The sequence below is a fragment of the Nonomuraea sp. NPDC049624 genome (assembly GCF_040675255.1).
In the GTDB taxonomy this organism is placed as follows: Bacteria; Actinomycetota; Actinomycetes; order Streptosporangiales; family Streptosporangiaceae; genus Nonomuraea.
In genome coordinates, this window is sequence record NZ_JBFAOR010000006.1 from 620470 (window position 1) to 644835 (window position 24366).

The window sequence follows — 24366 nt, forward strand, 5'->3', positions numbered from 1 at the left end:
TTTTCGCTACCCCTGACCCTGGGCGCTATGCGTCGGCCTTCGGTCAACGCTCGCGTCCGAGGACGATGCAGGTGTTGAAGCCGCCGAATCCGAAGCTGTTGGACAGCGCGTAGCGGATGTCGGCGGCCCGCAGCCTGCCGGGTGCGAGCCGGCAGTCGCGGTTGATCGGATGGCGCAGGTTCAGGTTCGGATGGACGAAGCCGCGGCGCATCTGCACCACGGTCGCGATCGCCTCCACCACGCCGGCCGCGCACATGCAGTGGCCGATCAGCCCCTTGGTGGAGTTGATCCACGGCCGGCCGAAGCTGTCGCCCAGCGCCCTGCGCAGCGCGGCCAGCTCGGCCACGTCGCCGCTGGGCGTCGCCGTGGCGTGGGCGTTGACGTAGTCGATGTCGCGCGGCCCGACGCCCGCGTTGGCCATGGCGTTGATCATCACCTTGGCCTCGCCCTCCTCGCGCGGGTCGGGCAGGCTGTTGGCGTCCAGCTTCAGGTCGTAGCCGCACAGCTCGGCCAGCGCCGTCGCGCCGCGGGCGGCGGCCGAGCGGGCGCTCTCCAGCACGACGCAGCCGGCGCCCTGGCCGGGCACGAACCCCTCGTGCTCCTCGTCGAACGGCCGGCACCTGGCCTCCTGCGGCTCCTCCACGCCGGCGACCGCGCCGAGCGTGGCCAGGCCGCGCTTCTCCATCGGCGACAGGTCGGTCATGGCGCCCACCACCAGGCAGACGTCCACCGCCCCCGACTCCACCAGCCGGCTGGCGTTGATGATGCCGACGTTGCCGCTGGCCGAGGCGCCGCCCACGGTGTAGCCCTCGCCCCTGATGCCGAACACCTGGCTGAGCGTGCCCACCCGGTCGGTGTCCATGAAGTGCAGCGCGAACCTGGCCGGCAGGTGGGCGGGGTTGTCCTCGTACTTGGGGTGCAGGTCGTGGGCGTAGCCGGAGCTGAGGTTGTGCCCGGCCACGACCAGGCCCATCCGCTCGGGGTCGGCCCGCGCCTCGTGCAGCCCCGCCTGCTCGTACGCCTGCATGGCGGCGACCAGGTCCATCTGCAGCGGCTGCGGCGAGCGGTTGGCCGCCCGCAGCGCGCTGCGCACGATCTCCTCGGGCAGACGGCGGCGGGCCGCCACCGCCTCCCGGAAGCGGAAGCCCTTGACCAGGGCGGCCAGGCGCGGCCCGCCGTCGCCGGGGTCGGGCACCGGCCCGATCCCGCACCGTCCGGCCCGCAGCGCCCTGGTGAACGACGGGACGGTGGAGGCGATCGAGCAGACGATGCCCATGCCGGTGACGACGACCTTCATGAATGCCTCGCCAGCAGGTCCACCAGGGACCGGATGTCGTGCACCTCCTGGAACTCCGACACCGGCACGGTCAGCCCGAGGTCCTCCATGCTCATGGTGACCACGTCGGCCCGGTCGATGCTGTTCGCGCCCAGGTCGGTCAGGGTGCCCTCGGTCGTCACGTCGCCGGGCCGCAGGTCCGGCAGCACCTTCAGGACGTTCTGCTTGACGGTCTCGAATATCTCCGCGTTGGTCATGGTGCCAGCCATTCGTAGGTTCGGTGGTAGTCCTTCGTCCCGGTGTTCACCAGGAGGTCGCGGTCGAAGCGGGCTCGGCCGAGCAGATGCTCGTACGCGCCCACGTCGACCTGCCTGTCCCGCTCCGGCACGAGGCAGGTCAGGGTCTCGGGCAGCAGCGCCGCGTACTCCTCGAAGCCGAGTTCGCAGCGGCCGTCCAGGTGCTCGCCGATCCGCATCGCGGCCAGCGTGCTCGCCGACTCCTCGTCGACCAGGCCGCTGAAGAACTCCGAGGAGCAGCCCGAGCCGTAGGAGTAGAGGCCGACCCGGGCCGGGCCGTCCAGGCCGGCGTGGTCGATCAGGCTGGCCAGGGCCAGGTAGACCGAGCCGGAGCAGAGGTTGCCCACCCGTCTGGGGTAGCCGAGCGAGGGCAGCACCCGCCGCTCGAAGTCCTCCTCGACCGACGCCGTGCCGCCGCCCGACTCGCGCATCAGCTTGCGGTGCGCGGCCTTGACCATCCCGGCGAACGGGGTGTGCATGGCCAGATAGTCGAAGGTGGTGGCGAAGTCGGCGTCCTCGACCCTGGACCGGTAGCCGGCCAGGCAGCTGGTCAGGCAGTCGAGGTAGGCGAACAGCGAGCGGTCGGAGTCGGCGATGTCGAACGTCGGCCCCGGCCGGGCCGAGTCCATCGTCTCGTAGCTGTGGTTGCCGAACGCCCCCAGATCCAGGTCCAGGATCTTCGGCCGGTCGCTGATCAGCACGGCCGCCGCCCCGGCGCCCATGGCGGGCTCGGCGTAGGCGGCGCGCTCGTCCACCAGGGACACGTCCGTCGCGATCACCAGCGCCTTCGCGCCGGGCGACACGCCCGAGGCGACGTACGCGGCGGCGAGCTGGACGGCCGCCGTGGCCGCGTAGCACGCCTGCTTGACCTCCACGACCCGGCAGTTCCTGGGCAGCCCCAGGTATTCGTGCACGTAGGAGGCCACCGACTTGCTGTAGTCGAGGCCGGACTCGGTGGAGGTGATCAGGATCTCGATCCGGTCGTCGCCGGCGATCGGCCGGGCCGCGTTGACGGCGTTGGTCACCGGGTCCTCGAAGGGCAGGCCGACCGAGCGGTTGCGCATCATCAGGTTGCCCAGGCGCTCGGCGTCGAGCCCGCGCCCCTCGAACAGCTCCGGCACCGGGATCTGGGCCAGGCCGCAGTAGACGTTGAGTGCCTCGATTCCGACGTTCACCTCACACGCTCCCACAGGAAGTCGACCAGGGCGTCGATGCTGGGCACGCCGCCGAAGGAGGACAGCGGCTCGCGCACGCCGAGCCGGTCGAGCACGGCCAGGATGATCTCGACCCGGTCCACGGAGTCCGCGCCCAGGTCCTTCAGGTGCGCCCGGCCGTCGATCTCGACGCCGGGCAGGATCTCGTCGATCGTCTTGTGCACGACGCCCTCGACGTGTTCACGCGTCGTCATCGGTGTCTCCCCTCCTGAGAACGCGCAGGGTGCTGACCGCGATCGTGCGGCCCCGGTCCTCCATGACGAGGTTGACGATCTCCTCGTTCTCGTCCTCCGGCGCCGGCCAGCACTCCAGGCTCACCCGCAGCACCGAGTCGGCGTTCGCGTTGCCCAGGTAGCACAGCCGCTGGTCGAGCACGACCCGCCGGAGGAAGTCGGCGACGCCGATCCCCCGGCTGCGCCAGAAGCGCAGCAGCACCCAGTCGACGATCGCGAAGTAGGAGGCGAAGTAGAGCAGGCCCACGCCGTTCAGGTCCCTGGACGGCTCCACCGGGTAGTCGGCGGTGAACGTGACCGGGTCGTCCGGTTTGCGGGCCAGGAACGTGCCGGTGCTCCTCGCGTGGCCGTACACCTTCCGCGGCGAGTACGCGCCGGGCAGCCTCGGCAGGTGCTCGTGCCTGAAGTCCACCGGCGACGACTTGACCAGCCCCTCGTTGCTGCCGGGCGCGCTGCGCGAGATCCAGCGGTTGAAGGTCTCGACGTAGATGCAGCCGGGGTCGTCGAAGGCGTAGAAGCGGTCGGGGTCGAGCTCGCCCGTCCGGCCGCCGCCGCGGCCGATCCGGTGCAGGGCCAGCACCGACTCGCTGCCGAAGCCGAACAGCCGGGAGGTGACCTCCAGCTCGTCGCCGAACGTCAGGGCGTTGACGTGCAGGTCGCGGCTGCCCCTGACGTGGAAGTAGTAGAAGGACAGGTACGTCGGGTCGCCGGCGGCGTTGCGCGCGTCGAAGGCGTTCGTGCCGCACAGCGCGCTGACCGTGTCCCAGGTCCAGTCGCCGACCTCGCCCATGAACAGCGAGCTGGGCCCGCACATCCCTGGCTTGACCAGCTCGGTCCTGGTCACGGTGCTGTCGTCAATTCTGTTCATCATGGAACTCGCAGATCAGCCGGTTGACGTGGTCGGGGCTGGTGAGCTGCGGGAAGTGACCCGCGTCGGGGATCTCCTCGTACCGGGAGTCGGGGATCAGCGCGTGCAGCAGGTGCGCGGTCTTGGCCGGGATGACGGTGTCGTACCGGCCCTGGACGATCAGGGTGCGCGCCCGGACCTCCGGCAGCCGGTCGCCCAGGTCCGGGCGTTCGGCGAACACGTCCAGGTAGCGCAGGCCGACCTGCGGGGCCATGCTCTCGGCGCGCAGCAGCAGCCGCATCAGGGCCTCCCGTCGCTTGCGCAGCCGCTTGGACCCGCTGCCCTCGATGACCCGGTCGAAGTCCTGGGTGGCCACCACCTCCAGCTTGTCGATGTCGCCGACCCGGTTGCCGATGCGGCAGGAGCTGCCGATCAGGATCAGCGACTCGGTGTCGCCGGGGTGGTCGAGCGCGTACGCCAGGGCGACCAGTCCGCCGAACGACGCCCCGGCCACGTGCGCCGGGCCGCCCGCCACGTCGTGGCAGAGCCGGGCCAGGCCGCTGAGCGACAGGTCGGCGGCGGCCGTGGTCGCGCCGACGCCCGGATGGTGCACGCTCGTCACCCGGTAGCGGTGGGCCAGACCCTCGAACTGACGGGCGTAGACGCCGGCGCCGATGTTGAACGGGTGCATGAGCAGCAGGGACGGCCCGGAGCCGGCGCTGAACAGCTCGACGTCGCCGTCCGGGGTGGTGACGATCTCGTGCTCGACGTCGGGCTGGTGTTCGCGCAGGATCGCCAGGTTGGGGTTGTCGGGGTTCCTGCGGGTCGTGTTCTTCCTGCGGTCGGGACGGGCGGCTTGCGGGGCGTCGGCGCCGAGGAGGGCGCCCAGGCGGGCGGCGGCGTCCTTGGCCTCCTCGACGCTCAGGCCGACCGGCACCGCCAGGCGCACCACGCCTTCGCGGCCGAAGTGCGGAGCGCCCCTGATGCCCGTCTCGCGGAAGATGCGCACGTGGTCGGCGTCCTTCAGCAGCACGCAGTGACCGCCGGGCGGGCCCTCCAGCGCGACGCCCGCCTCCGACAGGCCCTGCCGGAGCGCCGCCACCGCGTCCGCCCGGGCGCGGACCTGGTCGGCCACCGTCTCGCGGTCCTCCAGGGCGGCCGCGATGATCCGGCGGTTGGCCAGGCCGACGTCGCTGCCCCAGGTCTCCAGCCGCTCGGCGACCCGCTCGCGCAGGGCGTCGTCGCGGGTGGCGAGCAGGCCGCCGAACGGCACCCCGAAGTCCTTGGACAGGCTGATCGTGGCGCTGTCGGCCAGGTCGAGCAGCTCGCCGACGACCTCCCACACGTCCCGGCCGTCCGCGACCGCCACCGCGTTGTCCACCACGCGGGCGCCGTCGATCACCAGCGGGACGCCGTGCCGGGCCGCGGCCTGCTTGACCGCGCGCAGGCTCGCCAGTGAGGTCGGCGCGCCGCCGGCCGCGTTGTTGGCCACCTCCACGCAGACGAACGACACCGGCTCGTCCCCGGCCAGCTCCGCCTCCAGCGCCTCGACGTCGATCTCCGGGCCGCCGGGCAGCTCGACCGGCTTGAAACCGTTGTCGGCCAGGCTCAGGAACCAGGTCGGGAACAGCCCGTTGTGCAGCACCCGCCCGCGCCGGCCCGGCCACGACCGGCACAGCAGCGCCTCGGCCGCCCGGCCGGAGCCCGTCGGGACGACGAACGGGAACGGCAGGCCCTCGATCTCCGTGTCCGGGCGGGCGGCCGACCGTTCCGTCAGCCGTCGCAGCCGCTCGGCGATCCAGGGGGCGTCCAGCTCGGCCCAGGAGTCGGTGATCAGGTCGGTGGTGACGTGGTGGGCGGGGACCCGGGCCGGCTCGCCGCCGTACCGGTTCAGCAGCTCCTCCGCGCCCGGCCTGTCCTCGGCCGGTTCATCGGTCGTGGGCTCCTCGGCGGTGGCGGGGCGCAGGTCCGGGTCGGCGATCATGAGGATGATCTCCGAGACCGGCGTGCGGTCCTCCCCCTCCGGCTGGCACAGGTAGATGGGCACGTTCACCGGCCGGAACTTGTTCTTGAACTGGAAGTTCCCCTCGCCGAAGATGCCCGCCGAACGCAGCTCGTCCAGCGCCTGCCGCACGTCCGGGGCGGCGTTGGCCGACTCCTCCGTCTCCACGCCGAAGCTGGCGCCGAAGCTGAACATCGTGCAGCCCTCGGCCACGAGCTGCTCGATGATCTGCACGATCGCGAACTCCAGCCCGCCGAGCGGCATGCCCTTCGGGTAGAACTCGACGTCCAGCAGGTAGCCGTTCTCCGACGGGATCTTCGTGATGACGACGGCGTTGGCCACCTCGTCGTCCAGGTAGGTGACGAAGACGCGGTGCCTGCCGTCCAGGCGGCCCTCCTCGATCTCCCGCCGGACGACCGACACATACGGGTTGACCATCTGCTTGCGGCCGGCCCACTCGTCCACCAGCCCGGCCAGTCTGCGGTCCATCTCGGGGTCCTCGCCCGAGCGGTACTCGACCGTCCGGCACTCGCCCGCCTTGCAGAAACGCCGCACCATGTAGCGCAGGCGTTCCATCCGGCCGCCCTTCAGCGTGAAGGAGCCCAGGTCGTCGAGCCGCTGCACGGCCCCGAACGGCGTCGCGCTGTACGGCTCCCCGGCCACCTCGCGCACCGGCAGGAGGGACAGGAAGTTGGGCCGCAGACCGCGCGCCCTCGCGTAGGCGGTGTACTCCTCGACCAGCTCCTGGAAGTACTCCTCGGACCCGGCGTAGCTCCAGGCCAGCAGGTTGCCGCCGTTCTCGGAGACGTGCAGGTAGCCCTTGCGCGCCGAGCCGATGAAGGCCAGCGGCGCGATGTCGCGTCCGGCCAGGCCGCCCTCCTTGGCGTGGCGGCGGTCGATGTCGGCGACCAGGTCCCGCAGCTCCGGGTGCCGGTGCAGGTCCCGCTTCAGCAGCACGGCCGGCTCGCCGTCGCGGGTCCTCGTCTCGAACGGGGCCGGTCCGTCCGGCTGCTCCGGGGGGCGTACGGACTGCGCGCCGCGCTCGTCGCGCAGGTGCGCGGCCAGGTCGGCGAGCGTGGGGTGGTCGAACAGGAGGGTCTTGCGCAGCGCGCCGACCTGCTTCTCCAGGACGCTCACCACGCGCAGCATCTCGAAGGAGGTCAGGCCGTTGTCGGCGAAGCTGCGGGCGGGGTCGAGCGGGCGCTCGGTGATCGCGCCGATCAGGTCCGCGAGCTGGTCCTCCAGGGCGCCGGCCTTCCCTTGCGCCGGCTTGGGAGCCTTTGCTCGCGCGGGGCTGGGCGTCTGCGCCTGCGTGCGCTCGGGCGGGCGGGTGCGCTTGGGGGCCGGTTCAGCGGCCTTCGGTTTCGGGGCTGGTTCGGTGGTCTTTTGTGCGGGCTTGGGGGCCGGTTCTGGGGTTTGCTGCTGGGTGGGCTTTTTCGGTTTTGGGGTGGGGGCGGCGTCGGTGATGGCTGATTCGACGGCGCGGGCGAGCCGGTCCACCGTGTCGTACTCGTACAGCTCGGCTGCCTGGAGGTCGAGGGAGAAGGCGGTGTTGATCGCCTTGACCAGCTCCATCCGGAAGATGGAGTCGAGTCCCAGTTCCTCGAAGGGGGTGTCCACGTCCACGCCGGCGGGGTCGGCGTCCAGGATCGTGGAGAGCCGTTCGCGCAGCATCTCCTCCACCCCGGCGGGCCCGCCGGCGCTTCCGGCGGGTGCGACCGGCGTCTCGTCCAGCCGTGCGGCCTCCGCCCGCTCGGCGGGGGCGGGAGCGGAGGCAGGCGCGTCCGGCGTCCGGCCGCCCTTGGCGGCGCGCAGGCGCACCTTCCCGTCGCTGGTCCGCCGCACGACCCCGCCGTCCGACGGCACGCCGGACGACACGCCGGACGGGGCGCCGGACGAGGCGGCGGACGAGGCGGCGGACGAGGCGGCGGACGAGGCGGCGGACGAGGCGGCGGCGCGGGACGGCTCGGGCGCGGTGAACCAGTGCTCGACGCGGGCGAAGGGCGGGCCGGGCAGCGAGACCCGCACCGGGTGCGGCCCCTCCCACAACCCCTGCCAGTCCACCTCGCTGCCGGACACCCACGCCTCGGCGAGGTCCTCCGGCCCGGTGCCCCACGGCGCCGGGGCGTCCCTGCGGGCGGTGCCCCTGTGCACGCCCGCCGGATCGCCGCTCAGCGCCCGTACCGCCTGGTCGCGATCGCTGACCACCACGGCGAGCCGTTCGGACAGGTGACGGCGTCCGTTCTGGAGGGTCCAGGCGATGCGGTCGAGGCCGATCTCCGGATGTTCCCGGATGTACCGGGCGACGTTCTGCGCGTACTCCTCCAGCGCCTCCCGGCGGGCCGCCGAGAGCACCAGCACCCGCGGTTCGCCCGCCTTCTCCGGCGGGACCTGCTGCCGGTACGCCTCCAGCACCACGTGCGCGTTCGTGCCGCCGAAGCCGAACGAGCTGACCCCGGCGACCCGGTCCGGCCCGTCCCACGGCGTGAGCCGCGTGTTGATGGTGAACGGGCTGCCCTCCAGCCGCACGTACGGGTTGGGGCGCTCGTAGTGGATCGTCGGCGGCAGCGCCCCGTGGCGCATGCAGAGCAGCACCTTGAGCAGGCCGGCGATGCCGGCCGCCGCCTCCAGATGGCCGATGTTGGTCTTCACGGTGGCCAGCGCGACGTGCGGGACGTCCGGCGCGGGCCGCCCACGGTCGGCGTACAGCCGGGCGAACGCCTTCTTCATGCCCTCGATCTCGATCGGGTCGCCGAGTCTGGTGCCGGTGCCGTGCGCCTCGATGTAGGTGACGCGGGCCGGGTCGACGTCCGCCTTGCGGTAGGCGTCGACCAGCACGCGCGCCTGCGCCTCGGGGTTGGGCGCGGTGAGCGAGCTGGCCCGGCCGCCGTGGTTGACCGCGCTGCCCCTGATCACGGCGAGGATCTGGTCGCCGTCCGCCAGCGCCGTCCGCAGCGGCTTGAGCAGGACGGCTCCGCAGCCCTCGCCCCGGCCGTAGCCGTCGGCGCGCTCGTCGAACGTCTTGCAGACGCCGTCCTCGCTGATCATGCCGGACTTGGCGAAGGCGATGTAGAGCCCCGGGCTGAGCGTCAGGTTGACGCCGCCGGCGATGGCCGCGTCGCACTCGCCGTCCTCGATGGCGCGTACCGCGTGGTGCAGGGCGACGAGGGAGCTGGAGCAGGCGGTGTCGACCGCCTCGCTGGGGCCGCGCAGGTCCAGCAGGTGGGAGACGCGGTTGGCCAGGATGCAGTCGGCCACGCCGCTGGCTGTGTGGGCCTCGACCGGCACGCCGTGCTCGCGCAGCAGGTCGTCGTAGTCGCACGCGGACACGCCCGCGAACAGGCCCGTCCTGGTGCCGGCCAGGTCGGCGGGGCGGTAACCGGCGTCCTCGACGGCCCGCCAGACGGTCTGCAGGAACAGCCGCTGCTGCGGGTCCATCATCGCCGCCTCCTTGGGCGAGATGCCGAACAGCGCGGCGTCGAAGGAGCGCACGTCGTCGAGGAAGCCGGCGCGGACGTTCGCCGTCTCGGGGTTCTCGCGCAGCTCGCGCCGGTCCTCGGGGACCGGGCGGGTCAGGTCGTGGCCTTCGGCCAGGTGACGCCAGAAGTCGTCCAGGTCGGCGGAGCCGGGCAGCATGCCGGCCATACCGACGATCGCGATGCCATCCGTCGCGGGGGTGCCGGTTGCGGTGGTGCCCGTCACGGGGCTGCCCGTTGCGGGCGCGGCCGTCGTGTCGGTCGCCGGAGTTTCCGGTGGAGCCGGGGAGGTCCCGGCGCCGGGCCGTGGGGGCGAGGTCACGGTCTCCGGCGCCGGGCCTGGCTCGGCGTCCTCCTGCCGCCCGGCGGGGGCGGCGAGAGGTTCTGCGGCGGGGGCGGGCGAGCTGGTGGCGGGGGCGGGTGGAGTGGCGGGGGTGGGTGGGGTGTGGGCGGCGGCGATCTCGGCCGGGTGCTGGGCGAGCAGGTGGTCGCAGAAGGTGCTCAGGTCGGTGGCCTCGAAGAGCACGGTCGGCAGCAGGTCCAGGTTGTACCGCTCGTTGACCTGGTCCACCAGCTCGGCCATGGAGATCGAGTCGAACCCCATGTCCATCAGCTCGGCGTCGAGGTCCACGTGCTCCTCGCCCACCAGCAGGAATCCGGCCGCCGCGCGACGCAGCTCGGCCCGCACCGCCTCGATCAGATGCTCGTCGGACCCGGTCGTCTCCGTCGCGGACATGGGCTCACTCATCTCCATAACCTCGGATTCGGGGTTCGCGGGCGGCTGGGACCGTTCGGGGGCGGGCTGGGCGGGGCCTTCGACCACGGCGAAGTTCGTCTCGGCTCCGGCCAGCCCTCGGGCGAAGGCGGCGAGCCCGGCGGCGGTGCTCATCGGGACGCTGCCCCAGCGGCGTTCGAACAGCCGGCGGGTGGCGTCGTCCACCTTCATGCCGCCCTCCTCCCACAGCGGCCAGCCGACGGCGAGCGTCCTGCCGTGCCCGAGCCGCTGGCGCCGCTCGGCGAAGTGGTTGAGGAAGGCGTTGGCGTAGGCGTAGTCGATCTGCCCGATGTTGCCGGTCTCGGCCGCCACCGACGAGAACAGCGCCAGGAAGTCCAGCGGCTGCCCGCGCAGGGCCTCGTCCAGCAGGACGGTGCCCAGAACCTTGGGCTCCAGCACGGCCCGCGTGTCCTCGGGACGTTTGCGCACGGCCCGCGCGTCCCGGTGGATCCCGGCGGCGTGGATGACGCCGTGGAAGGGGCCGTACCGGTCGCGCAGGTCACGCAGGTCGGCGGCCGAGCACACGTCGGCGCGCACGTAGACGGCGGGCAGCCCGGCGATCCGGCGCTCGATGTCGTCGCCGGGCTCGGAGCGTCCGGTCAGGACCAGCTTCGCCGCTCCGCGCCCGGCGAGGAAGCGGGCGAACGCCAGCCCGATGGCCCCGGCGCCGCCGGTGATCAGGTACGTGCCGTCCTGCCGGACGTCCAGCCGGGGTGGCGGCGGCTCGTACGGCTCCATGCCCTTCAGCAGGCGGGCCCCGTCGCGGTAGGCGACCTCGGAGACCCGCTGCTCGGGAGCGGTTCCGGCGGCGGGCGCCCGCAGCTCGGCCGCGACCTGCGCCGGGGTGGCGCCGGTGACGCACACGCCGCTGAACGCCGTGTGCTCCAGGGCCAGCGTCCGCAAGGCGGCGGCCAGGGCGGTGTGGTGCGGCTCGCCGCTCGCGGCGGACACCACGACCCTGAGCGGGCCCCCGTCGCGCAGGACGGCGGTGGCCGTGCGCAGCAGGGCGTCGAAGGCGGCGGTCCCGGGGAACGGGTCCGAGGGGGCGATCACGATGGTGTCCGGGGTCCGGCCCAGGCCGCCGAACTGCCGGGCGGCCTGGTCGGGGGCGTCGTCCGGTGGGAAGGCGTCGCTGGGGCGGAGCTGGGCGCCGCCGAGCGCTCCGGCCAGCCGGTCGTCGTCGGTGATCACCAGGAGGGCTTCCGGTTCCCGGCTACCTTCGGGGAGTGCGGCGGGCGTCCAGCGGGGCCGCAGGTAGGTGCAACGCCCGTCGGCGGCCTCCCCGGCTCCCTGGTCGGCGGCCGGCCCGGCGGCGATCTCGGAACCCGCCTGAGGGGCGGCCGCGTCGGCGGGCTCGCCGGCGGAGTCGCCGCTGGACTGGGCGGTGGGATGGGGGACGGTCCGGGCGGTGGGGGGTGTGGGGAGCCAGTAGGGGCGGCGGTCGAAGGGGTAGGGCGGGAGGGTCACGCGGCGCGGGTGGGGGGTGGGCCAGTTGGCGGCCCAGTCCACCCGGGCGCCCGCGACCCATCCGGCCCCGAGCCCCTCCGCCCCGTCCTCCGGCGGAGCCTGGCCGGCGCCGGGCTCCGCCGTCCCCACGAGGACGCCCTCGGCCTCGCCGTCGCCCGCGAACGTACGCAGCCGGGCGGCCAGCTCGTCCAGGGAGGCCGCCCGGACGGCGAGCCGTTCGGGCAGCTCGGCGCGGCCCACCTGGGTGGTGTAGGCGAGCTCCGTCAACCCCGCGCGCCCGCTCGCCCCGACGTCGGCGACCTGGCCCGCCATGGCGCGCAGCTGGTCGCGGGTACGCGCCGAGAGCAGGATCACCTGCTCCCCCGCGTCGGCGGGCTCCGGCGGCGTCCCGGCGGTGGGCACGTACTCCTCCAGGACGACGTGCACGTTGGCCCCGCCGGCGCCGAACGAGCTGACCCCGGCCCGGCGCGGGAACGTCTCGCCGTCCAGGAAGGGCCGTTGCCAGTCGGTCAGCCGGTCCGGCGGCCGGAAGGGGGACGCGGTGAAGTCGATCTTCGAGTTGGGCGTCCTCAGGTTCGCGCAGGGAGCCACCTGGCCGTGCTGGAACTGCAGCAGCACCTTGGTCAGCCCGGCGATGCCCGCCGCCCCCTCCAGGTGCCCGATGTTGGCCTTGACGGAGCCGACCATCCGGTCCACGCGGTCGGCGTCCGCGACGCCCTGGGAGGTGAAGGCCCGGGTCAGGCTGGCGATCTCGATGGGGTCGCCGAGCGCGGTGCCGGTGCCGTGGGCCTCGACGTACGAGATGGTCCGCGGGTCCAGCCCGGCCCGCCGGACCGCCTCGGCGACCAGGTCGGCCTGGGCGCTCGGATTGGGCACGGTGTACCCCGCGGTCTTCCCCCCGGCGTTGGCGAAGGCGCCCTTGATGACGCCGTAGATGCGGTCGCCGTCCCGCTCGGCGTCGGCCAGGGGCTTGAGCAGCACCGCCCCGACGCCCTCCCCCGGCACGAACCCGTCCGCCGCCTCGTCGAACACCTTGCAGGCGCCGTCGGCGGCGAGCATGTTCAGCGAGCAGAGCGCCACGAAGTGGGCGGGGTGCAGGATCAGGTTCACGCCGCCCGCGATGGCCTGCGCGCACTCGCCGCGCCGCAGGCTCTCGCAGGCGAGCTGCACCGCGGTCAGCGACGACGAGCAGGCCGAGTCGACGGCGAGGCTCGGCCCGCGCAGGTCGAAGAAGTACGACACCCGGTTGGCGATCGACCAGTACGCCGAGTGCGCCCCCGCGAACCTGCCCTCCGGCCAGCCCTCGGCCGCCGCCATGCGCCCGTAGGAGCCGTACATGGTGCCGACGAAGACGCCGGTGCTCGGCTGCCTGGTGTGCTCGCTCAGGTAGCCGGCGTCTTCGAGCAGGGTCCAGGCGGTCTCCAGGAACAGGCGTTCCTGCGGGTCGGTGATCTCGGCGTCGCGCGGCAGGATGCCGAAGAACGGCGCGTCGAACTGCTCCACGCCCTCGATGAAGCCGCCCCACTTGCTGTAGGTGCGCTGCTTGCGTCCGCGTTTGGGGTCGTACAGGGCGTCCAGGTCGAAGCGGTTCACCTCGGTGATGCAGTTCGCGCCCTTCGCCAGGTTGCTCCAGAAGGCGTCCAGGTCGGGGGAGGCCGGGTAGCGGCCGGTCACCGCGACCACGGCGATGTCGAGGGCCTGCGCGGCGGGCTCGCGGCGCGGCGCGGGCCGCGCCGGCTGCTCCGGCGCGGGTTCCTGGCCGGCCGCCCGCAGGGCCGCGCGCAGGCGCTCGCCGTGCTCGTCCTCCAGGTACGCGGCCAGCTCCTCGATCGTCAGGTTCTCGAACAACAGGGTGGACGGCAGCGGCCCCAGGTCCTGCTCGAACCGGTGGATGACGTTCTGGCTCACCAGCGAGTCGATGCCGAACGTCTCGAACGTGGCGCGCTCGTCCAGGTCGGTCGTCCCGTACTTGAGCACCTCGGCGAACACCCGCTTGACGTAGCCGCGGGCGGCGGCGCCGGTGGCTGTGCCGTCAGCTGTGGCGGGCGCCGTCTCGCCCACCAGGACGCACTGGTCGAGCTCCGCGACGGGCGTGCCGGGGATGCCCAGGGTGCGGGCGGGGGTGAGACCGGCGTCCCGGAACGCCCGCTGCCATTGCGGCGCGCCGAGCAGCGGGCTGTGCGGCAGGCGCAGCTCCTCGTCGGTGAAGCGCCACCAGCCCGGGGTCAGCCCGAACGTGAGGGTCAGGAAGTCGGCCGCCCTGGTCACCTCGTTGACCAGCAGCCGGCCGCCGGGACGCAGCAGCGCGGCGGCGTTGCGCAGCGTCCGGCCGACGTCGGCGGTGGCGTGCAGGACGTTCGTGGCCAGCACGACGTCGTAGGTCCCGGGTTCGAAGCCCTGCTCGGCCGGGTCGCGTTCCACGTCGAAGAGGGCGAGGACGAGGTCCGGGCGGCGGGCGCCGAACTCCTGCTCGCCGTGGCGCAGGAACCCGGGCGAGACGTCGGTGTAGGTGTACTCGACGTCCTGGCCTTCGAGGGCGTCCAGCACGAAGCCGGTGCTCGCGCCCGTACCGGCGCCGATCTCCAGGACGCGGCGGGGGCCGCCGCGGGCGACCTCCCCGGCCAGCAGCCGGTTGAAGTGGTCCGAGACCGCCTGCCCCTTGTAGACCTGCTCGACCAGGCTCATCGAGCCGCCGGGGAACAGCACCTCCATGGGGTCGCGCTCGCCCGCCAACACGCCGGGCAGCGCCTCGACGCACGTGGTCAGCAGCTTGACGTGCGGCTCCAGGTCGGGGAAGCGGGCCAGCACGTCCGCCGGCGACGTCTCCGGCGCGGGCCCGTCCAGCAGGTCGAGCACGGCGGCGTGCAGCCGTCCGCGGTCCGGGCGCACGTTCCCGACGGCCCGCACCCGGTCGGCCGACCGGTGCAGCAGCGCGCGGGCCAGGTCGTCCAGCGCGCCGAACGCCGTCCGTGCCCGTTCCAGCTCGCCGAGCTCGCCGTCCCGGCCGGGCTCGGTGGCGGCGTCCGGGGTGCGGACGCCGATGTGGGCCAGGCCCTTCGGCTCCGCCTTGACGACGAGCGCCTGCCGCGCGCCCGACCCCAGGACGGACGCCAGCGCCGCCATGCCCTCCTCGGGCTCGATCGAGCCGATGCCCAGCTCGGCGAACCGGCTGTCGTAGCCGCCGCCGGAGACCGCGCCGACGCTGCCCCAGTAGCCCCAGTTGATCACGCTGACCGGCCGGTCGGGCAGGCTCAGCGCGTAGGCGTCCTCGAACGTGCTGGCGGCCGCGTAGTTCGCCTGGCCGCCCACCTCGACGAACGAGGCCGCCGAGGAGAAGTAGGCCAGGAAGTCGAGCGGCAGGCCCGCCAATGCCTCGGCGAAGACGGCGGCACCGGCGACCTTGGGCGCGAGCACCTGGGCGAACGCGTCGTCGTCCATGTTGGCGAGCGTCATGTCGCGCAGCACCAGAGCGGCGTGGAAGGCGCCGTGGAGCTCGCCGAACCGCTGCCGGGCCGCCTCGACGGCCCTGCCGAACGCGGCCCGGTCGGCCACGTCGGCCCGCAGGTAAACGGCCTGGCCGCCGAGCGACTCGATCTCGGCGAGCTGCTCGCGGATCTCGGGGCCGATCTCCCGCCGCCCGACCAGGGCCAGCCGCGCCCTTGCGGTGGCGGCCAGATGCCTGCTCAGGGTGCGTCCGAGGCCGCCGGTCCCGCCCACGATCAGGTAGGCCCCGCCGTCCCGGTACGGGCTGCGGCCGGCGGTCAGGGGCAGGGGTTCCAGGGTGCGGAGGTGGCGGTGGCCGTCGCGGAGGGCGACCAGCTCGTCGGCGCAGGTCTCGGCGCGTACCAGGCGGGCGAGGTCGGCGGGCGGCTGCGGCGCGGCGCCGACGTCGATGACGGCGACGGTCCAGTGCGGGTGCTCGGCGGCCACCGCCCTGGTCAGGCCGATCACGCCGGCCGCGTGCGGGACGATCTCCTCGTCCCCGACCCGCACGGCTCCGGCGACGACCACCTTCACCGTGAGCCGCCGGCCGCGGCCCTGCTCGGAGAGCCGCTTGACCAGGCGGAACACGTCGCGGGTGGTGGGATCGCCGGCCGGCGGGCCGGCCCGGTCGGGCAGGGCGAGGACGTACACGGTGTCGTACCGTTCCTCCGGGACCGGCGAGACCAGCGGTGCCAGGAGGCCGTCCTCGTGGGTGTCCAGGAGGGCGCGGGCCAGCGGCTCGGCGGCCGGGGTGTGCAGCACGAGCGCCCGCCCGCCGCCCGCACCGGACCCGGCGGCGGGCTCGACGGCGGACCCAGTGGCCGACCCGGTGGCGGGCTCGGCGCGGCGCCAGACGGGGGCGAAGATCATGCCGTCCGCCGGGCGGGCCGGCCGGGCCCGCAGGACGACCCCCCGGAACTCGGCCCTGACCTGCCCTTCGGCGTCGGCGAGGCGGATCGTGTACCCGTCCCGGCCCTCGTCGGTCACGTGGGCGTGGGCGGGGCCGGTGATCGGGCCGTCCAGCTCGGCCGACTCCACGCTGAACGGCATCGCCGGCTCACCGCCCTCGGGACGCAGCGCCGCGACGGTCTGGAGCGCGCCGTCCAGCAGCGCCTCCCAGCGCGCGCCCTCGCGCAGGACGCCCAGCGCCTCGCCGTCGCCGACGCGGACCTCGCGCAGCACCCGGAACCCGGGCCCGTAGTGCAGCCCGGCGCGGTCGAAGGCGCGGTACAGGTCGTCGCCCGGACGGCTGTCCGCGCAACGGGCCCCGACCCGGGCGACGTCCAGCCGCCGCAGTGCGCCGTCGCCGGTCCGCAGGGTGCCGCGGGCGTGGCCGTCCAGGTCGAAGCCGCCGTCGTCGCGCACGACCACGTTAAGGGCGCGAGCCTCGCGCACCTCGAACGGGCGCAGCCACCGTACCCGCTCGAAGCGCACCGGACCGGACAGCCCGCCGCGCTCGGCGGCGATCGTCAGGAGGGCCACGCCGGGCAGCACGGGGGTGCCGCCGATCCGGTGGTCGGCGACCAGCCGGTCGTCGGGGCGGATCCACGTACGAGGGGCGGCCTCGGCGGGGTGAGCGGCGCCGCCGATCCAGTGGCGCCGGTCGTCCGCGAACGGGTATCCCGGCAGCGGCACGCGCCGCCCGCCCGCCGTCAGGTCGTCCCAGGGGAGGTCGTCCCCGCTGGTGTACCGCTCGGCCAGGCGTCCCGCCTCGCCGCGGGCCGGGCGGGCGCCGTCGCGCAGCTGGCGGCGCAGGTCGGCGAGGTCCCCGGCCACGTACGCGCACCGGGCACCGGCCAGGTGCGGCCTGCCGACGGCGAGCGTGCGGGCGACGTCGCGCACGTCCAGCTCCGGGTGGGCGTCGAGGTGGCCGGCCAGGCCGGTGCGCAGCCGGGCCAGGGCCTGCTCGTCCGAGGCCGACAGGGGCACGACGACGTCCTCGGCTCTGCCGGGCCGCGGCTCGCGGGAGGGCGGCTCGGCGACCACGACGTGGCAGTTCGTCCCGCTGAAGCCGAAGCTGCTCACCGCCGCGATCCGCTCGCCGGAGGGGCCGGGCGTCCAGGGCGACAGCTCCGTGACCACTTCGAGCGCGCCGTCCGCGAAGTCGATCTTCGGGTTGGCCCGGACGAACCCCGGCGACGGCGGCAACTGCCGATGCCGCAACGCCAGCAGCGTCTTGAGCAGCCCGCCGATCCCGGCCGCCATGGTGGTGTGGCCGACGTTCGCCTTGAGCGAGCCGATGCGGCACGGGCGTTCGCGGTCCGCGCCGAACACCTTCGCCAGCGCCTTGACCTCGATCGGGTCGCCCAGCTCGGTCCCGGTGCCGTGCGTCTCGACGTAGTCCACCGCGCCGGGACGGATCCCGGCCCGCCGGTGCACCTCGGTCAGCAGTTCCGCCTGGGAGGAGGCGCTGGGCGCGGTGATGCCGTTGCTGGCGCCGTCGCCGTTGACGCCGCTGGCCCGGATGACGCCGTGGACGTGGTCGCCGTCCGCGAGGGCGCGGTCCAGCCGCTTCAGCACGACCACGCCGACGCCCTCGCCCAGCACGATGCCGTCGGCCGACTCGTCGAAGGGCGCGCAGGTGCCGGTGGGCGAGAGCATCCCGGCCTTGCTGCACCAGATGTGCATCCTCGGGGTGTTCATCACCGCCACCCCACCCGCGACCGCCGCCTCGCACTCGCCCCGCCGGATGCTCTCGCAGGCCAGGTGCACGGCCACCAGCGAGGACGAGCACGCGGTGTCCACGGCCATGGTCGGCCCGCCGAAGTCCAGCAGGTACGCGATCCGCGCGGGCAGCACCGAGGAGGCGTTGCCGAGGAAGGCGTGCCCGGTGTCGTCGCGTCCGGCCGCGGCGAGCAGGCCGGCGTAGTCGCCCGCGCCGCAGCCGACGAAGCACCCCCACGGCCTGCGGCCGGACCTGGCGGCGTAGCCGGCGTCCTCCAGGGCGTGCCACGCCTCCTGGAGGAACAGCCGCTGCTGCGGGTCCATCGTCTCGGCCTCCAGGGGCGAGATGTTGAAGAAGGCCGCGTCGAAGGCGTCGACGTCGGTGAGCATGGCGGCCCACTTGCTGTACGTCCGGCCCGGCGCCATGCGGTCGGCGTCGTACACCCGGGACACGTCGAACCGCTCGGGGGGCACCTCGCGGATGCTGCACCGGCCGTCGGCCAGGTTCCGCCAGAACGTCTCGAGGTCGGGCGCGTCCGGGAACCGCCCGGCCATGCCGATGACGGCGATGTCCCCCTCCCGCGCAGGCGTCTCCTCTCGTGCGGGAGGCTCCGCACGGGCGGAGGGCTCCTCACGGGCGGAGGGCTCTTCGGTGGGCCTCACCGGCTCCAGGGTGACCGTGCCGGGGGTCGTGGGAGGCTCGGCGGTCGTGGTGTCCGGCTCGGCACGGTCGCCGTCGAGCGAGGGCAGCCGGATCCGGCCCGCCGGCTCCTCCGGATCGCCCGGTTCGGGCGTCTCGTCCCGCTCGGCGGGGGTGGGTTGTCTCGGTACGGAAGGTCGCTCCTCCCGGACCGGCTGCTCGGGGGCGGGACGCGGCGGGGGCACGCTCAGCCCGTCGGCCGCCACGGCCTCCCGTACGGCCTCCACCAGCGCCGGGACGGTCGGATGGTCATAGACGGCGACGGAGTCCAGGTCGAGCCCGAAGCTCCGGTTCAGGTCCCGGACGATCTCCACGGCCCCGATCGAGTCCAGGCCCATCTCGCTGAAGCTCAGCGAGTCGTCCACCTCGTGGGCCTGGAGGTAGAGGTGGCTCATGAGCGTGCCCTCGATGACCCGCCGCACCTCCCCCGGCTCGGGCCCGGCCGCCGCGGCGGGCTCCTCCGCCCGCCCCCGGGGACGACCGGCCTCGGACCGCGCCCCGCTGCCCTCACCGCCGGAGACCCCGCCCCCGGCGATCCCCGGCTCGGCGATCCCCGGCTCGGTGGCCTTCCCTTCGAAGCCCCCTCCTTCGGAGCCCCCTACTTCGGAGGCCCCGGCCGTCGGGGAGTCGCCTCTGCCGGTGTCCGCCTTCGGGGAGTCGCCTCTGAAGGTGTCCACCTTGGCGAAGTAGTCGTCGACGCGGGCCAGCGACTCCTCCCCCAGCACGCGCTCGTGCATCCCCGACTCGCCCGCGATGACGCCGGTCAGCCGGTCGAGCACCCGTCCGGCCAGCTCGGACTTGAGCGCCCGCAGGGCGGGCAGCGGCAGCGCGGCGATCGAGCGGGCGTGTCTGAGCGCCGCCTTCAGCACGGCGTCCTGCGGCAGGACGGTCACCCCGGCCCCCCGCCTGGCCAGCTCCTCACCCGTGACGGACCGGCCGGTGTAGAGCATCTCGTGCGCCGCCGACCGGCCGAGCCGCTCTTCCAGGATGTACGTCGCGCCCATCCCGGGTGTGAAGCCGAACTTCATGAAGTTGGCGCTGTAGACCCCTTCGGCCGCCATGATGACGAGGTCGGCGAACAGCCCGAAGGCCAGCCCGCCGCCCGACGCGTGCCCCTGGACGGCGGCGATGACCGGCCGGTCGCACCGCAGCAGCCCCTCGTACAGGAAGGGCACGTCCGTGAAGCGTCCCTCTCCGCCCGCGAGCGTGCGCAGGGCCTCAGGGGTGGCGCCCATGCTGAAGACGTTGCCGCTGCCGGTGAGCACGACCGCCTTGACGTCCTCGCGCCCGGCGATCTCGGCGAACGCGGCCTGGAGGTCGTCGATCAGCTCCCTGGTGAACATGGACGCCCCGGACCCCATCACCACCAGCGCCACCCCTTCGGGCAGCACCTCGAACCGCAGCCCTTCCCCGTCCGGCACGAGCTCCACGTCCTGCTCCGCCGGCCTCTCCACGGCGAGCGGCTCGACGGGCGGCTCGGCGGGGGGCTGGGCGGCCGTGGTGACCCGCTGCCACCGGCCCAGCCAGCAGCTCTCCTCCTGGAACGGGTAGACCGGCAGCGACACCAGCCGTCCGCCGTCGTGGCACTCGCGCCACGGCACCTCGACTCCTGCGGCCCAGGCGGCCGCCACCTCTTCCAGCCGTCCGGCCCGGAACAGCCGGACGCAGTCCGCCGCCGACGGCGTGTCGTCCTCGCCGCCGGAGCCGGTGAAGACGCCGGGGCCGGGGTTCGCGCCCGCCGCGTACGCCTCCAGCCCGTCCCGGAGCTCGGCCACGTCGTTCACGACGAGCGCCAGCCGCTCCGCCATGCCGGTCCGTCCGACCTGCGAGGTGTAGGCGAGGTCGGCCAGAGCCGTGCCGGGGCCGGCCAGGTCGGCGACGGTGTCGTCCAGCGACAGGCCCTGTCCGAGCTGCATCAGCGCGGCCGGGTCGAGGCCGAGGTCGCCCAGCGAGTCGGCCGGGTCGAGCTGGTCGGCGGGGATGCCGAGCAGCGCGGCCACCCGTTCGACGCCGTCCCGGGAGCTCGGGCGGGAGCCGTCCGCCGTGGCGGTCTCGGCCAGGCAGCGGGTCCAGGCGCGGGCGTAGTCGCGCAGCGCCTCGGGCGTACGGGCGGAGAGCACGACCAGGCAGGGCCCGTCCGCGCCCGGCCGGGGAGCGGGCTCCGGGGCCTCCTCGACCAGGACGTGCGCGTTCGTGCCGCCCGCGCCGAACGCGCTGACCCCGGCCCGCCGGGGTGTGCCGTCCGCGCGGGTCCAGGGTTCGAGCTTGCGCTGCACGTGGAAGGGCGTGGCGGCGAAGTCGATCTTCGGGTTGAGCTCGTCGGCGTGCAGGGACGGCACCAGCTGCCCGTGCTGGAGCTGGAGCAGCACCTTGGTCAGCCCGGCGATCCCGGCCGCGCCCTCCAGGTGGCCGATGTTGGACTTGACCGAGCCGATCGCGCAGTCCGCGCCCTCCGGCAGTGCCTGGCGCATGCCCTCGACCTCGATCGGGTCGCCGAGCGAGGTGCCGGTGCCGTGCGCCTCGATGTAGCCGATGCTCGCCGGGTCCCAGCCGGACCTGCGGATCGCCGTGCCGATGAGCTGGGCCTGCGAACGCGGGCTCGGGACGGTGGCGCCGCTGGTCCGGCCGGTGTGGTTGACGGCGGTGGCGGCGATGACGCCGTAGATGTGGTCGCCGTCCGCCCTGGCCCGCGAGAGCGGCCTGAGCAGCACGGCGCCGACGCCCTCGCCGGGCACGTACCCGCTGCCGCCGGCGCCGAAGGCGCGGCACCGGCCGTCCTCCGACAGCCAGTGTCCCTGGGCGAGTTGCAGGTACTTCTGCGGGTGGACGGTCGCGTTCACGCCGCCGGCCAGGGCGAGGTCGCACTCGCCGCGCCGCAGGCTCTCGACGGCCAGGTGCACGGCGGTCAGCGAGGAGGAGCAGGCGGTGTCCAGCGCGATGCTCGGGCCGTGCAGGTCGAGGGTGTAGGAGACGCGGTTGGCGATGGAGGCGTGCATGGCCGTGGGGGCGACGCCACCCTCCCCGCCCTCGACGAGCTGGTAGTGGTTCCACATGACGCCCGCGAACACGCCGACGTTCTGCGCCGACAGCGACTCCGGCGGGTGGCCGGCGTCCTCCAGCGCGTGCCAGCAGGTCTGGAGGAACAGCCGTTCCTGCGGGTCCATGCGTTCGGCGTCGCGGCGGGAGATGCCGAAGAAGGCGGGGTCGAAGCGGTCGACGCCGTCGAGGAAGCCGCCCCACTTGCCGTACGTCCTGCCCGGGGCGCCCTTCTCGGGGTCGTAGATCTCGTCGTGGTTCCAGCGGCCGTCCGGGATCTCCTCGATGCAGTCGCGTCCCTCCGTCAGGTTGCGCCAGAAGGCGCGCAGGTCGGGGGCCTGCGGGTATCGCCCGGCCAGCCCGACGACCGCGATGGGCTCGTCGACCTGCACCCCGCCGGGCTCACCGCCATCCGCCGCCCGCGCCTCCGTCCGCGCCTCCGCGCGCACCTCCGTCCGCGCCTCCGCGCGCACCTCCGTCCGCGCCTCCGCGCGCGGCGTGGCCGCCGCGGGCCGGGCGGCCGGGCTCGGCGTGGCGGCCGCGGGCGGGGCGGCCGGGCGGGGCGCAGGGTCCGGTGGGGCGGGCGGCAGCAGCGCGGGGATGCGGTCCGCGTCGCCGTGCAGCACCGTCAGGACGTCCTCGGTCCCGCTCAGGGCGCGGTCGAAGACGTCGAGGGCGGCCTCGGTGGGCAGCGGGACCATCCCGGTGGCCGTGCGGGCGCGCTCGACCGTCTCCGGCCCGACCCGCATCCCGCCCTCGGCCCAGTACGGCCACGCGACCGCCAGGGTCCGGCCCGGCCGGTCCCGCCGCGCCCCCCGCCGCCGGGCGAACTCCTCCAGGTACGCATTCGCGAAGGCGTAGTCGGCCTGCCCCGGGTTGGCCAGCGACGCCGACACCGACGAGAACACCACGAAACAGTCCAGGTCGTCGTCCCTGGTCGCGGCGTCCAGGTGGCGCACGCTCAGGGCCTTGGCCGCCACCACGGCCTCGATGTCGGCGGCCCGTTTGCCCGGGTAGAGCCCGTCGCGGTTGACGCCCGCGCAGTGGACGACGCCGTCGATGCGGCCGTGGCGCTGCCGGACCGTGGCGAGGGCACGCTCGACCTGGTCCGGGTCGGTCAGGTCGGCGGAGATCTCGGCGTTCCTGCTGACGGGCACGGCCGTGGCCTGGTGGCGGCGTTCCAGGTGCTCGGCGAGGAGGCGGCCGATGCCGCCCGTCCCGCCGGCGATCACGTACACGCCGCCCTTCCTGATCGGGACGGGCCCACCGCGCTCATCGGGCTCGGGCGGCTCGGACTGCTCGGCCGGCTCCACCGGGAGCCAGCGGCGCACCAGGCGTTCGCCGCGCTCGTAGCGGATCTCGGGCTCGTCGGAGGCGTCCCGCAGCGGGTCGTCAGAGGCGTCGGCGGGGGCGTCGGCGGAGGAGGCGGGGGCGTCGGCGGGGGCCAGGCGGATGCTGCGGCAGCGGATCAGCGGGGTCTCGGCGGTGATCGTCCTGGCCAGCGCGCCGACGGCCTCGTGGGCGGGGTCGTCGCCGGTGTGGGCGTAGGTGAGGGTGACCGGCCGCTCCGGCTTCGCGGCGAGGACGGCCTTCGCGGTCTCCCAGACGGCCAGGCACGGGTCGGCGGGCTCACCCGGCGTGGCCCGGATCACCAGGTGCCGGGAGCCGTCGTACCGGGCGCCGGGGGTGATCTCGCGGTACTCGCCGGGGTCGTCGCCGTCCTGGGGGTGCGGCACCCACACGTCGCGGAAGCAGCGCGTCTCGCCCGGCTCGGGCTCCGGCTGTCCCGGGGTGAGGTCGTAGGCGGAGGAGAGGTGAGCGGCGAGGCTGTCGATGTCGCCGTACTCGAAGAGCAGGGTCGGGTAGAGCCGCCGCCCGACGATCTTCTCCAGCCGCTCGCTGATGTCCACGAGCGTGACCGAGTCCAGGCCGAGGTCGTAGAAGCCGGTCCCGGTGGGCACCTCGCCGGGCGGGCGGCCGAGCGGCCCGGCGACGAGCTCGCGCAGCCGGCCGACCAGGTCGCCGGAGCCGTTGTGGCCGGTGGCGGACGGCTGCTCCGGGCGTGCCGGGTCGTCGAGCAGCCGCTCGATCAGTCGCGGCGACCTGATGCGCTTGCACGACAGCCCGCCGAACCCGGCGACGAAGCGCCCCCGCTCGTCGTAGAGGCCGAAGTCGTTGGTGATCACGTCGCCGGACGGCGCGATGCTCTCCGGGCGCGGCGCGTACACGTGAAAGGCCGCGCCGAGCCGCCGGGGCGCGCGGAACTCGGCGATGTAGACCGGGATGAACGGCTCCCGCCCGGACGCCTGGGTCTGGCCCAGCCCGGCCAGGGTGGCCGCGTCCAGCCGGGCGGGGTGCAGGTGGAAGCCCTCGTGGCCGAGGGCGGGCGAGTCCTGACGCAGCTCGGCGAGCAGGTACCCGTCGCCGTGGTGCAGCCGTCCGGCGCATTTCATCGGGGCGCCGTGGCTGATGTCCTCGGCCCTGGCGCGGGCGTACAGGTCCTCCATGTCGCCGTGCCGCCGGGCGCCCCGGCGCAGGGCGTCCAGGTCGATCGGGCCGGGCTCGGGGCCGCTCGGCGCGCCCACCTTGCCGGTGAAGTTCCGCCGCCAGCCGGACAGCGGCGTCCCGTCCCTGCTCCAGCGGCTCTCCGCCCGCACGTCGGCGCCGTCGACGGTGACGCGGATCTCCCGGTCGGCCTCCGGCTTGGTGACGATCGCCTCGGTGAACAGCACCTCGCGCAGGACGATCTCCCCGGGGTCGCGCCCGGTCGCCATCAGCGTGCGGAACACCAGATCGAGGAACGTCACCCCGGGCATGACGGACACGTCGTGCACCCGGTGGTTCCGCATGATGAAGTCGTTGTGCTTCAGCGTGGTGTGACACTCGATCGCGGGCAT

Annotated in this window: 6 protein-coding genes; all 6 read right to left on the reverse strand. The window is 74.2% G+C overall.

What is annotated here, in order from left to right; translation table 11 throughout:
* Positions 1–43 precede the first annotated feature (43 nt).
* Genes AB0J76_RS27595 through AB0J76_RS27620 form a run of 6 tightly spaced genes read right to left on the reverse strand, consistent with a single transcriptional unit; the run spans position 44 to position 24366 of the window.
* Positions 44–1297: a beta-ketoacyl synthase N-terminal-like domain-containing protein gene (locus AB0J76_RS27595; RefSeq protein WP_352327372.1), complete on the reverse strand. Its 1254-nt coding sequence runs from the start codon at positions 1295–1297 to the stop codon at positions 44–46.
* The gene (locus AB0J76_RS27600; RefSeq protein ID WP_352327371.1) at positions 1294–1533 is read right to left on the reverse strand and encodes a phosphopantetheine-binding protein; all 240 of its coding nucleotides are present in this window, start codon (positions 1531–1533) and stop codon (positions 1294–1296) included. Before AB0J76_RS27600 ends, AB0J76_RS27595 begins: the two co-directional genes overlap by 4 nt.
* Entirely contained in the window at positions 1530–2747 is a 1218-nt protein-coding gene (locus AB0J76_RS27605; RefSeq protein ID WP_352327370.1) for a hydroxymethylglutaryl-CoA synthase, read from the reverse strand. The genes AB0J76_RS27600 and AB0J76_RS27605 overlap by 4 nt, the downstream gene beginning before the upstream one ends.
* Positions 2744–2980 (reverse strand): phosphopantetheine-binding protein, encoded by a 237-nt coding sequence (locus AB0J76_RS27610; RefSeq protein ID WP_352327369.1) that lies wholly within the window; start codon positions 2978–2980, stop codon positions 2744–2746. The genes AB0J76_RS27605 and AB0J76_RS27610 overlap by 4 nt, the downstream gene beginning before the upstream one ends.
* Positions 2967–3890 carry an LnmK family bifunctional acyltransferase/decarboxylase gene (locus AB0J76_RS27615; RefSeq protein WP_352327368.1) on the reverse strand — a complete coding sequence of 308 codons (924 nt, stop codon included), beginning with the start codon at positions 3888–3890 and terminating at the stop codon, positions 2967–2969. Before AB0J76_RS27615 ends, AB0J76_RS27610 begins: the two co-directional genes overlap by 14 nt.
* Complete coding sequence (locus AB0J76_RS27620; RefSeq protein ID WP_364390847.1) at positions 3874–24366, reverse strand: SDR family NAD(P)-dependent oxidoreductase; 20493 nt, start codon at positions 24364–24366, stop codon at positions 3874–3876. The genes AB0J76_RS27615 and AB0J76_RS27620 overlap by 17 nt, the downstream gene beginning before the upstream one ends.

What these genes read in the sequence shown, in the direction of transcription:
- AB0J76_RS27595 (WP_352327372.1), bottom strand. Translation starts at nt 1,297, where the DNA reads ATGAAGGTCGTCGTCACCGGCATGGGCATCGTCTGCTCGATCGCCTCC.
- AB0J76_RS27600 (WP_352327371.1), bottom strand. Translation starts at nt 1,533, where the DNA reads ATGACCAACGCGGAGATATTCGAGACCGTCAAGCAGAACGTCCTGAAG.
- AB0J76_RS27610 (WP_352327369.1), bottom strand. Translation starts at nt 2,980, where the DNA reads ATGACGACGCGTGAACACGTCGAGGGCGTCGTGCACAAGACGATCGAC.
- AB0J76_RS27615 (WP_352327368.1), bottom strand. Translation starts at nt 3,890, where the DNA reads ATGATGAACAGAATTGACGACAGCACCGTGACCAGGACCGAGCTGGTC.
- AB0J76_RS27620 (WP_364390847.1), bottom strand. Translation starts at nt 24,366, where the DNA reads ATGCCCGCGATCGAGTGTCACACCACGCTGAAGCACAACGACTTCATC.